Origin of the sequence: Shewanella sedimentimangrovi (assembly GCF_017354965.1) — a bacterium.
GTDB classification, from domain to species: Bacteria; Pseudomonadota; Gammaproteobacteria; order Enterobacterales; family Shewanellaceae; genus Shewanella; species Shewanella cyperi.
Window position 1 is genome coordinate 4014092 of record NZ_CP071502.1, and the last position, 12703, is coordinate 4026794.

The following is a 12703-nucleotide window of genomic DNA, read 5'->3' on the forward strand; positions in this document are numbered from 1 at the left end:
CACAGATACTGCCATCTTGGAGACATTCAGAAACATGGGTTGGGTATCAACAGAGCTGGACGAGCGGCAGCTTTTATTGTTAATCCAGCGAAATCCATTCCGGCAAGTTGTTACCGAATTAGGTACATTTCTGAACCATGTCCCAGGAAACTACCCAACTCTAAATCATCTGGTACAACAGCTGAACAAACTACGACAGAAAAAACACCATATCGTCCTTCCATTGATTTAAGCAAACCGATCAATCTCACTCTCTTTGGGCACCGACAGTAAACTGGGCAAGGGATTTTGGTGGGCACAGTCAAAGCAAATCAGCAATCCCAGGCATTTTTGCCGGTGTCACCATTTGGCGGCGCTGCCCCCAACTCCCCGCCCTGCTGGCAAACAGTGACCACTTCTACCGGAAAGCACTGCCCAGGGTGCTGGTCGAACTGCCCACAAACAGACAAGAAAAAGCCCCCAAGTAAATGAGGCTAGTTGGCAAAAGTGTTATGGCTGTCCGCTCTATTTCAATACTCCTAGCCCAACTGAATCGGCAGACCAATAGTAAACGTCTTCAGAATTTAAAGCCGTAAACATAACTAATCCTCTTTCCTCAGAATAATACAGCCTTTGTGAAGCGACATCATCATTCCGTGAAACTACAACATCAATCAAATAAACTGATTGTGACACCCCCATAAGTGAAAGGATAAAGCTGTTCCTAACCAAAAATCTAACTTCAGCCTCGCTATAAATAAAACTCCAACTCAAACCCTCGTGCAATGAATGCTTAGGCAAAGAAAATATTAATTGTGAATCATAAATACAAAATCGTAACTTCTTCGAACTGCAATCACTAGTATCACCTAAAACATCAAACGTACTAATAACGAAATCCTTTGTGTTTATGGTTAAAGGGACTATACCATATTTCGCAGATGGGTCGGACTTTGCATCAATAAACCCCTGATATCTATATATGTCTTTAGCATCAACGGCATCGGCAAGTGGTGAAAAAGATAAAAACAGTAAGAAAACAATTCTAATACTTTTCATGAAACCCCCTAATAAATACTGTTGTAATACCATTCTGGAAAATGATTATCCATTTTAATACCACGCATATGAGAGTTTGCCCTATCTTCCAAAACAGGTATTGGTAATTGAGTTGTTGGAGCTTTTCCAGGAAGAGGAAGCTCCCAAAAATTATTTTCTATAGTATGGCCAGCTTCATGGGCTACTACCTCAAGCATGCCCGCCTTACCTCCATGGAAATTTTGTCCATGGTACTTCCAACCTTGATCAACACTTCTATTCATAATATTGATCCCTCTGCGACCAAAAACAACGAGGTTTCTCGACATATTACCATATGGGGTACTCTCTCCATCGCGAACATTTCTCGCTCTAGCGACGACTTCACCTTGCACCTCTGGATTCTGTGGGTCATAGAACCAATCAGTATTATTAAAATCATCAGTAGCTTCTTGATTTCTCATATTGGATATTGACTGTTTATAATCAATGACTAAGGCGTCCAGCTTAGTCAAGAAATCAATTTCCTCTTTACTTAACCCATCTAATCCCGCATCCACAATGCGACCTTTATCATCCCTTACAATATTTCCGCTACTGTCACGTTTAACAACCTGAATGTACTGTAGTTTGCCACTGGGACCATTAATTTGACTTAAATCCAAATTTGCAGGTGCTTCGTCGATAATTTGAGGCGCACCATTGCTTACCGGTTCAGGCTTTGTCTCTTTCTTCTTCAGTCCACTACCCGAGCCATAATCAATAGCTGAGCAGAACACACCACTCTGGCCTTTAAGATGGCTACCTGTTTCGGAACATGCTGCATACCCCGTCGGATCTGTGCCCGCCAGCGGGTTGTTCATGATGTAGGAATAGGGGTTGATGCTCTGGGTACTGGTCGGGCTCTGGATCAGCGGGTCGACGCTCATGAAACGCCCGAGGTTGTAATCGTACACCCGGCCGTTCATATGAATTAGCTGCTGCTCATTCAGATGCTCATGGTCGGTAAAACCACGACGGTTTCGGTTGGTGATATCCAAATCGGCCAGCCTGGACAGATTGGTATTGCGGTTGAGTATGTCCAATCTATGACTATTGCCAACGTCTGCTGTTCGTCCAAAGGGGTCGAAGTAACGGTGACTGATTGGGTTACCGTTTTGATCCGCCATGGTGGTGGCACTGCCGAGCCTGTCCCTTAAGGTAAAGTGCAACAAGTGCTGACGCTGCGGTGTATAGCTCAATACCGCTATGTCATCGAGGTAGGCCCGCCAACTGCCATCGTTGTCAATTTCATAATACTTGTCGACATAGTAGGTCGTGGTGGTGGTGCCTGATATCGTACGGCTCTGTTTGGCACGCATACCGTCACTGCCATAGACAAAGCGGGTGTTGGCCGCTGCAGCTCCCCCTCGGCCACCAACAATGTTAAGTGGCTTGTCGAGTGCATCATAGGTCATGGTTAAACCGTCACCGGTCAACATATTGCCACGCTTGTCATAGGTGAATTTCACCGCAGTATTATTGAGTTTCTCTATCTGACACACTGCATTGGGGCCGGCATTACTGCCGGCAGCACACACGGCCGCGCCGCCATATTGATAGGCGTTAGTCTTGTTCAAGCTGAAGTCGGTCTTTTTCAGCAGGTTCCCCACCTTGTCATAGGCATAGTTAATATCGGCATGATCCTGTGCATTGGTCCAGAAACTATAGTGCTGCAACCGATTGAGATTATCGTAGTCATAACGTCGCTCCAGTCCGGTAATGGCATCCCGCTCCGACCGCAAGTTCATAAAGTCATCGTAGGCATCGTAATAGTGGCCATGGATCTGCCCCATAGGGCTGAAGGCTTCGGCAAGACGCATATTGCCCTCACTGCTGTAACCTCGGGCTTCGGTGATGATACCGTTACCCAGCTCGGCACCCGTGATATGACCTGTGGCATCCATGGCGCTGACGTGACGATACACATAACCCGAGGCCGCGTTACTGACCGTCTCCAGATAACCGAAATCGTTGTAACCATATTTGAGCGTCAGGCCGTTGGGGTATTCCAGTCCCTTGGGGCGGCCGTAGAAACCGTCGTACTGGTGTTTCACTGTGCGGGTGACACCATCGACAGTCACCGAAGTTTGGCTGAGCTGCAAGGCTGTTGTATAGCCATAGGCGCGGGTCACGCCGTTTTCGCTTTCACTGGAAAGCAAACCCTTCTTCAGGGTGTCCCAGGTATAGCTGGCGGTGCCTGGAGCGTTACCACCCGAGGTTACCTTTTGTGTCACCCGACCGAGCACATCCAGACTATAACTTTGCACCACGCCATTGGCATCGGTTTGCTTGTCCAGTTCCCCCAGGCTGTTGTATCCGAAAGTGGTAATGCCCTGGTTGGGATCGTTCACCTGTGTTTTAAAACCAAAGCCGTTATAGCTGGCAGCGATTTTTTTGCCATTGGCGTCCTGGATGACCAGGGCCCGCCCGGCAGCATCATAGGCAAAGCGATTTGTGCCACCATCGGCATCCACTGTTTCATATAACCAACCCTGGGAGCCATAGGTGCGTGACATGCTGCGACCACCCACTGTGATCTTGGTGGTCAGGCCCTCATAAACATAGTCGGATCTCAGGCCACTGCTGCCGTTGGGCAGCATGCGGAACTGTGGACGGTCAAGGGCATCGAAGTCACCAAATTCGGTGCTGCTATGGCTGTCACCCGCCTCATATTGCTGCGAGTCTGCCGTCTGGCGCCCCAGCGCGTCATATTCTTTATCCTGGTACAGGAGGCTGCCATCAAACCCTTCCACTGCACTGCGCAGCTGCCTGCCCTGTGCATCAAAATAGACTTCAGTGGTTGGCATGCCCGCCCCGGTAGTTCGCGTCAGTAGCACGGCGATGTTATCCATGGACGGTGCATTGCTGCCCATCTCGGCCAGCAGATAGCGAATATACCGGGTCGGTTTACCGGTTTGGCTCACCTCAACTGGGCGACCAATTGGGTCGTAAGCCGTAGTGGTGATAAAGTCATTGGGGTCTGTGACCTTGGTGGGCAGTCCCAGCGTCATATCGTATTCTGTCGTGGTCACATGGCCCTTGGCATTGGTCACCTTGTAAGGCAAGTAGCCGTCTCCAGACGGATTTATGCCGTCCTTGGTATAAATAAAGGAAGTTAATCGCGCAGTTAGATTGCTACAGCTGTTGTTTTGGCCTGTGGTCTTTATCCAGTTTGGTAGTCCGTATAGGTTGTACTGCGCCTCTTCGATTCTGGTACAGGCAGTATTGCTGGCACTGTAGGTGGTCTTTTTCGGCTTTCGGTGAGCAAGATCCCAATCATTAATGGTTTGCAGTTGCCATTGGGCCTTGTCACCAACAACGGGATCGTGTGTCCAGCCTCGACCGGCCAAGGCTGTGTTGGTCCTGATCGAGTTGGGTTTGTTCAGCCACCAAGTGGCCTCATCCGCCACAAAATCAGTCACAATCACTGTGGTATAAGTGTTAGGCTCACCTTCTTGTCCTATGCTTCCATCAATGTAGTCAGTAATTTTTTGTGTGCGCTGTCCAACGTTACCATATTGATCTACTGTGTCCGCAGTGGACTCATTGACGGACATTTTGACGCCGTTCAAGTCTAAATGGGTTTGTACCGATTTTTTTAGCTGATTGAGAAACACCCCTTTATTCCGCACCGCGCTTGCTGCATGTGCGTTATTGTCCTGCCAAGTATTGTTGAGCTGCAAAATAGTCTGACTACCGACGCTGATATCTTGTTTGGTGAGTTGACCAATTTCCGGGAATTTTTGCGTAAACGTACTGTGAATTGTTTTATCTCGCTGTATATCTTTCTCCCATATTTCGTTGAAGCCAGTAAAACCTCGCCCTTGCAGGTCATACATGGCGCCCTTATAGGCATATTGAGTCTCGTTGTCGCCACCCTGACCATTGTTCTGAAAGAATGATTTCACTACATACATGCTCGAGGCAAAATGGACATAACTGTCCTTAACTTTGTCCCTATCGATACAGTAGAAAGGATTGGCACTATGGGTTTCTTGTGGCTCACAATATTGAGCTATAGCTATTCCACTCTGCTCACCAGTTGACAGAGGGCGATAATTCCAATGACTGACATTACCGAAACCATCATTAACAGATTCAAGATAGTCTACAGGCTGGTAATCAGCGGTCGTTGTGCCCTTGCCGGAACCATAGTTACGACTGATATAGGCGCCATATGGAAATTGCGCCGGTGGGTTTTGGATCCAGGTCTGATTATATTGACCGGCCTCGGGGATTCTTGGGCCATAAGTCGTCAACATATCCAATAAACCGTCACCGAATATGTCCATCAAACGCACTTCGTAGGCTGAGCCATAATAATTGGTAGCTTCTTTTTGCAACGCCCAAATACCGTTACTCTGGAGTACGAATTTAATAGCATCATACTGATAAATTGAATCATCGAAATCAGAGGTGGCTATCGGTTTACTTGGGACAGTATTGAAACTATCGACAGGCATATCCCCATACAGCGCATCACCGCATAACGTCTTTTTTATGCCTGAGCCGGATGTGCCTCCGGGGAACATGACATAGGCACAGCCTGTGATAAAGCGGGTACCCGGCAATAAAATCTCATCCACACCATCCAAATCTATGTCGGCCAACTGCATGCTATCAAAATGCTTGGGATAGATAACGTCTAATGGCTCTCCTGCAGTGACAACTACAGAGTGCGACCTTTCCGCCAAAGATACATTCCCACCAAACTCAACCCAATCAGCAAAGACTGCGTTGCCTTGATTAAGTTCATAGCCAATTTTTCTATCTGGACCCACCATGCGCCAGGAAATCATGTCTGGCAGCCCATCACCATTGATATCCACTAATTTTTGGAAGAAATGAAAGCCCCCTCCAATATCAAACCTATAATCAGGAGCCGACTTCCACTGCACACTCCATTGTTGTGGTATGCTGTTATTCAGCACAAAACTCAATATTCTGGGCACAGGAGCATTAGCGGCACCTGAGCCACCTAGGTTAGAAATAACAAAATCCACCATGCCATTACCGTCCAAATCACCGGCAATGTTGACATCTACTTTGGGTCTCTTGGGCCAGGAACCATATGCAGCGTCTATTGGGCTGGAATGGATGACCTGATAACCACTAAAGGGAGTAGTTGTTTTGGTATTCAAATATGCTCGCCAATAGCCTACTGAGTCAACCACAGTAAATACCATTAAATCCACATAACCATCACCATTGAAATCTGAGGCACCCATAATTCTGTCCGGAGAGGGGAAGCGGTTTGGATTAAAAGGAATGCCGGTGGGAATATAGGATGTTGATCCGGAGCCTGAATATTGAATATGCAGAATATTATTAATTGATTTAAATAAATCTATTTTACCATCGTTATCGGCATCAAATGTAGGACAAATCCATCCATCAGACACATAATCAAAATAACAGGCCTTTTCATGTGTAAAACTATTTTCCGCTACCAACCCCTGCTCAGCATTGGTGAAATAACCTGGGAAGTCAGTGGCCCCGTCACCATTAATATCACCGTGGGGGGTAATTTTATCAATATCGGTTTCACCGGCGTATACCTTTTGGCCGCCAATCATCAACTCACTGGTAGATATGGTTTGTTTATCGTCCAGCCAAGTTAAACTGGTTGACTGACTACAAGCCAAACTCTGACCATCACATTGATCTACGGATGTAATTAAGCTGCGATTACTGGCACTGCTGTTCTTATAGTTAAGGATGTATTGTAAAAGGCTACCAACTCCTTGTAGCTCTACTTCAATTGATTTTAATCTTCGGGTTGTAACAGAATAGCCGCCAGCTTGAAATTGTTTGCTTATGTCCGGACGGGATTCATATCCGAAATTCACTGAGCGATCACCATGCACACCATCACTACCAGTATAATAAATAGTGCTGAGTAAATGTTCGCCAGCAACAGAGCTATCATATTCATAATCAACGGTATTTTTTTCATTCAAGTAACGTTCTTGCGTCACCTTCCAGCTCAGGACCGTTGTCAAACCTGCAAGGCTAAAGCGACTATTGGGCACAGCCCCATAGGTTGCAGTCACGCCATTGAGACGTCTTACAATAAAGCTGCTGGTGGCATCATTGAGATTCCCCACTTGAAGAACATCGACCAATGAGTCCATTTCTGTTCGATAGTGGGCATTGTTGAGGCCATAACTACCACTAACTACTTTCAGCTTCTGTCCATCGAGACATAGTTTATCGTTAGTCGCATTAAAGGTTACGGCCCGAGTCAGTCCATCCTGTGCATAGTTAGCGCCACAACGACTTATCGCCGAACCGGCATTAATGGACCATCCAACTCCCAGTAATCCATTACCCCCTTGGGAGTTGTAACTCAGCGAAATTGAAGGCTGCGCTCCGTTACGCCCCGGTGGCACGTCGATGGGAATGTGATAGCTTGCCTGGCCACCGGAAACACCGGCTTGTCCTTTAATGGTTGCTGCACTGAGATCAATACTATCGGACGGTTCTACGTCACTACCACTGGCATCGGTCACCGATACCTGCGAGAAATTCTTCCAATCATTTGCAGACACTGTAACTGTGACAGAACTCGAGACCTTCCAACCGCTGCAGCTGCTGTTACAGGCCCTGACCTGATATTGATAACTGCCTGACATCAAACCACTGACAGAAAAATTCGCCGCGCTGCCCGAATACTTTGCAGTCCAGGCTCCGCCATTGAAGCGTTGCTGCAACTCATAACGGGTCGCTCCTGACACCGTACTCCAGGTGACGTTGAACTGCCCTGCACTGCTGGACGCAGGTACTGTAATACTGCCCGGCACAGCAGGAGCTGGTTCACTTCCTAGCAGCAGGTTGCCACTGTAAGCGCTACAAGCTGAGCTGTTGCAGGCATTGATACGATAGTAGTAACCCGCTTGAGTTCTGTTACTCAAGCCAATGAAACGTGCTGCAGTCCATCCGGAACAGCTTCCTCCGATAGCGAGATTATTAGCCTGGCTAGTGGGTTGCGAAGATGGTGATTGGGGATTGCCTTGTGCTGTATCTGGCATACCACTCACGGGTACACCATTGCCATTTGCATTAATTCCGGGCGAGGCGGGCTCTGTGGTATTGGTTGGCGAAGGCGTTGTTGCCATCAACATACTGCCGTCATTGGCATTGCCCAAACCGGTATAAACTGTGCTCCAACTGCTGCCGTTCAGCGACTCCTGAATATTTACCGCAGTCACGTCACAACCCATACTCCAATTCAGCTCAACATATGTACCTGACTTGGAACCTGAAAGCGTTGGCACATCAGGCGGCAATGGGAGAACCGCCAATGCAGACTGCATGTTTAAGCAAAAGAGAATGAAAACTGAGATAACTGACAGCAGGAGGTATCGCGCTCGATGCAGGAGATGCATTACTTGTCCTTAAGCGAAAATCCATAAATTGCGCAAAATGCTAATCGAAGGATGCTGACTTGTAAAATGTTTGGACAGAAATCATCTATATGACCACAACTTAAGAAATTGCTAATACATGAAAATTATTTGCTGAGTAGGTGTCAGGAGAGTGAAAAAATACATCTTGAGAAGTGCCAGTACGCAGATGATGGGCAATAACTTTGGCTACCAAGCCTCAACCGAATAGCGATGAGCATTTCAAATACCAACAGAGTACCCGGACGCCCTCTTACTCAGCGCTTCACGGGTTGCAGCGAAATCCCCCGGTAAAACCGGTACTGCTCGGCGTCGTCGTCGAGGAATTGTGATTGTTGCAGCCACTGCCAGCCCTGACCTTTGGGTTCAAACAAGAGTTGGATCAGCGCCGGTCTGTCGTCCAGCTTGCCCTCTCCCAGTAACGAGTAACCATCTCCGCGGCGATAGAGGCTGAAGCGCTGACGTTTGTCCTCGCCGACGCCATCGTAATAGGTCAGCCAGATCTGTTCTTCCTGCTGTAACCTGAACCACCAGGTCTCACTGAAGCTGTGACGGGCCGCTTCGCTGACCGAAATCACCAACTGGCGACCATCGGCGGAGCAAAGTACCTCTGTGGTAACTGTCTTTGGGGTTTCCTGGGCTTGGGCGGAGGGCCCCTGCCAGTGACCGGCAAGGGTGCGACAGAAGTCGCCAAAGGAAGCTGGCGCCGCCAGCAGCGGCGCACAGCCGAACAATAGCAGGGCGCTAAAAGAGTTCGATATCGTCTTTACGGTAAAGGTGTTCATCCCGATAGAGTGCCAAGGCTTCATGAAGTGGAGTGCCCTGCAGCACAAGATCGAACATTTTTCTTTCACATTCAAGAGAGTAAGTGGTTTTTATCTGCTGCTGTATTTTTTCCCATGCCTCAACCCTGAGCCTTTGTTCTTCATCGCAGAGCAGTTCCTCCGTCAGTGCCAGCCCGGTCACCACGTGTTGCAGCCGCTGTGACAGGCGGTCGTAAAACTGGAAGGCCACCACTCCCTTATCGATTTCGGTTTCCAGGGAGATGCCATGGCGGATAATGTCAGTTGGGGTGTCCGGCTGCTGTGCCAAATGCAGATTAACCTGGCGCAAGTGGGAGGCCATATCGGTAAACTGCTGCCCCAGACCGGTAACATTGTAGTCACCGTCGGTCAGGGTCAGTTCTATTTGGGCCATGGACAGCAACAGCAACTTGACTGTCTCCTGCACATGCACCCAGTTGGCCTGACCCAGCAGCGCCCGCTCCAACATATCTACCGACATTCCTTCTTCCATGTTGCTCTGATCTGCCATTGTCATAGCCCGTCCTTTCAGCTCTTGCGGCGACTGCGCCAAACCTGGAATAAAGTGTAGAACAGATCCCCACAGCCAGCAGTCGATAAAGAAAAAGGCCTGCAATTGCAGGCCTTTGGCTGATAACTAAGCTTTGGCTCAGTTGCCGAAACCCACATCCTGGATATTGACCTTGATGACCTCACCGTACTTGGCCGCAATCGGTGCTATTTCAGCGGCATTGCCGATCAGCACAAATTGCAGATTTTCACGGGGGAAATAGCTCGCCACCAGACGCTGAGCCTCCGCCAGAGTCAGGCCATCAACCCGCTGCTGGAATTCATTGATGAAGCTGTCATCAAAGCCGTAGAGGTACATGTCCGACAGCAGACCCGCCAGCTGCCCCGCGGTCTCGAACTTGGGCGGGAACTGGCCTTTGACATAGGCCTTGGCCGAATCCAGGGTTGCCTTGTCTATTCCCTGCTCCCACAGTCTGGCGTAAGTCTTGAGCGCCAGATCTATGGCCTGCTCAGTGGTGGCCATCTTGGTAAAGGTACTGATTTGGAACAAACCGGCACTGCTGTAGGGCACAAAGCCCGAGTGGGCGCCATAGGTCAGACCGGCATTGACCCTGAGCTCGTCATTGAGCCAGGAGGTAAAGCGGCCACCGAGTATGGTGTTGACCACGCTCAGCCCCACATAGTCGGGGTTGTCGCGGCTGATCCCCAGACTGCCGATAAGGAAGGTTGTCTCTATGGCATCGCCCTTGTCCACCAGCAGCACCCGGCTCTTGTCGAGCTTGGGCAGTCCTGCCTTGAGGTCCGGCTGTTTGGGGCCTTCCACCTTGTGCCAACCGCCAAACAGAGCTTGGAGTCGCTGCTTCATGGAGGCAGGGTCAAAGTCACCAACCACGCTGATGGCGGTGTTACCCGGCAGGTAATAGTTGGCATGGAATGCCCGCAGTGCATCCGCGTTGAGGGTGGCCAGGGATTCCCGGGTGCCCGAACCGGCGTTACCGTAGGGATGCTGGCCAAATACCAATTTGTCGAAGTAACGGCCAATCACGGCGCGGGGGCTTTCCTTGGCCTGGCTCAGACCGGCAATCTCCCGCTGCTGCAGCTTGGCAAACTCATCGCTATTGAAATCGGGGCGCATCAACACGTTGGCAAACAACGGCAGCATGACCTCTGTGTCCTTGGCCATGAAATCCGCCGCCAGTACGCTGCCTTCCTTGCCGGCATCGGCACTTAAGCTGGCGCCGAGGAAATCCACCGTCTGCTCCAACTCGGACTTTGAGCTGCCCGCGGCACCCAAAAGCAATCCCTGGGCCGTCATGGAGGCTATGCCCGCGGTACTGTCATTGACACTGCCGGCACGGACCACGGCGTTGACAGTGATCAACGGCACTTCCTTTTGAGGCATCAGGAACAGGGTCAGACCGTTGTCCAGTGTCAGTCTTTCGTAAGCGGGCACCACGAAGCCCTTGGCAGGGCTGTTATTTTGAGTGGCGACGCCAGTGCCTTGGGTCATGGCACAGGCACCCAGGGTCATCACAGTCGCCATCGCCACCACGAGTTTTAACTTGCTCAACTTCATTTATCTGTCTCCTCGGTGGCATCCAAAATGGCAACGGTACGATTGGCGCGCTTCAGATAGGTCTGCACCACACGTTGAATGTCGGCCGTGGTCACCTTGTTGTAGGCATCAGGAGCACTGAACAACTTGTCGAAGCTGCCAAAGAACAGTTCATAGGTGCCCAGGGTATTGGCCTTGCCATCTATGGTTTCCATGGTGCGATAAAAATCCATCAACTTGATGTTTTTGGCTTTTTCCAACTCTTCCTGAGTCACACCTTCGGCGGCAATCCTGTTGGTCTCGGCAATCAGCGCCTTTTCCAGCTGGTCGGCACTGACACCCGGCGCCGCGACACCCATGAGGTAATACAGATTGGGGTCAAAGGACATGGGGAAATAGGTGTCCACTTCCAGCGCCAGCTCTTTATCCACCAAAGCCTGGTACAGGCGCGAGCTGTTGCCCTGGCTCAAAATCGAGGCCAGCAGATCCAACGCGTAATAGTCTTCATGACGGGTAGCCGGTACATGGTAAGCCATCATCACATTGGGGCTGGTCACAGAGGCCTTCTGCACATAGACCCTACGCTCACCCTTTTGCTCGGGCTCCACCGTCTTGATGGCCCGAGGTGGGGCCTGGGCCGGGATCGGTGCGAAATACTTGTCGGCCAGGGCCTTAACTTCGGCCAGCTTGACGTCACCGGCCACCACCACCACGGCATTGTTGGGGGCATAATAGGTCTTGTGATATTGCACCAGGTCGTCCAGGGTCCAGGCGGCAATATCCGACTCGTGGCCTATGACGGGCCAGCTGTAGGGATGAGCACGGAAGGCGGCACCTTTCAGCTCTTCCATCAGGGTGCGCCAGTTGGAGTTTTCCAGTCCCGTGGTACGTTCGGACGCCACCACACCACGCTCGCTCTCAACCATCTTGGCGTTGATATCCAGATTGGCAATGCGATCGGCTTCGAGATCGAAAATGGTTTCCAGGGCCGAGCTGGGGAACCAGTCGGTATAAACAGTAGTGTTTTCCGTGGTGTAGGCATTATTGGCGCCACCGGCGGCTTCCATGGTGCGGTCGAACATCTTCGGACCGTACTTTTTGGCACCGTTGAACATCATGTGCTCAAAAAAGTGGGAGATCCCAGTGATCCCCGGAGCCTCGTTGCGGGAACCCACCTTCCAGAACAGATACATGTTGGCATTGGGTATGGAGGAGTCCTCCAATACCATGATTTTCATACCGTTATTCAGGGTAAATTCCTGGATATCGGCAACAGTGGTGGCCTGGCTCTGTCCCTGGACTGTCATCAGCCCCATGGCAAGCACCAGGGCTGACAGTGTGCGCTTCATTGGCATCCTGCTCCTTGGCGA

Annotated in this window: 6 protein-coding genes; all 6 read right to left on the reverse strand. The window is 50.0% G+C overall.

Translation table 11 applies throughout. The features are described 5' to 3' along the window. Positions 1-504: 504 nt before the first annotated feature. Positions 505-1038 carry a hypothetical protein gene (locus tag JYB85_RS17935; RefSeq protein WP_207380377.1) on the reverse strand — a complete coding sequence of 178 codons (534 nt, stop codon included), beginning with the start codon at positions 1036-1038 and terminating at the stop codon, positions 505-507. Between the two features lie 8 nt (positions 1039-1046). Next, positions 1047-8447, reverse strand: coding sequence for an RHS repeat-associated core domain-containing protein (locus JYB85_RS17940; RefSeq protein WP_228730149.1), 7401 nt, complete (start codon positions 8445-8447; stop codon positions 1047-1049). A 275-nt stretch (positions 8448-8722) separates the two neighbouring features. Then, positions 8723-9250: a hypothetical protein gene (locus JYB85_RS17945; RefSeq protein WP_207380378.1), complete on the reverse strand. Its 528-nt coding sequence runs from the start codon at positions 9248-9250 to the stop codon at positions 8723-8725. Beyond that, positions 9210-9785 (reverse strand): hypothetical protein, encoded by a 576-nt coding sequence (locus tag JYB85_RS17950; RefSeq protein WP_228290832.1) that lies wholly within the window; start codon positions 9783-9785, stop codon positions 9210-9212. The genes JYB85_RS17945 and JYB85_RS17950 overlap by 41 nt, the downstream gene beginning before the upstream one ends. A gap of 132 nt (positions 9786-9917) precedes the next feature. Then, positions 9918-11354: a M16 family metallopeptidase gene (locus JYB85_RS17955; RefSeq protein ID WP_207380379.1), complete on the reverse strand. Its 1437-nt coding sequence runs from the start codon at positions 11352-11354 to the stop codon at positions 9918-9920. Next, positions 11351-12682 carry a M16 family metallopeptidase gene (locus tag JYB85_RS17960; protein WP_207380380.1) on the reverse strand — a complete coding sequence of 444 codons (1332 nt, stop codon included), beginning with the start codon at positions 12680-12682 and terminating at the stop codon, positions 11351-11353. The genes JYB85_RS17955 and JYB85_RS17960 overlap by 4 nt, the downstream gene beginning before the upstream one ends. Positions 12683-12703: the final 21 nt, after the last annotated feature.

Coding starts and splice junctions, on each gene's coding strand:
- JYB85_RS17950 (WP_228290832.1), bottom strand. CDS start 9,785: ATGACAATGGCAGATCAGAGCAACATGGAAGAAGGAATGTCGGTAGAT.
- JYB85_RS17935 (WP_207380377.1), bottom strand. CDS start 1,038: ATGAAAAGTATTAGAATTGTTTTCTTACTGTTTTTATCTTTTTCACCA.
- JYB85_RS17945 (WP_207380378.1), bottom strand. CDS start 9,250: ATGAACACCTTTACCGTAAAGACGATATCGAACTCTTTTAGCGCCCTG.
- JYB85_RS17940 (WP_228730149.1), bottom strand. CDS start 8,447: ATGCATCTCCTGCATCGAGCGCGATACCTCCTGCTGTCAGTTATCTCA.
- JYB85_RS17960 (WP_207380380.1), bottom strand. CDS start 12,682: ATGAAGCGCACACTGTCAGCCCTGGTGCTTGCCATGGGGCTGATGACA.
- JYB85_RS17955 (WP_207380379.1), bottom strand. CDS start 11,354: ATGAAGTTGAGCAAGTTAAAACTCGTGGTGGCGATGGCGACTGTGATG.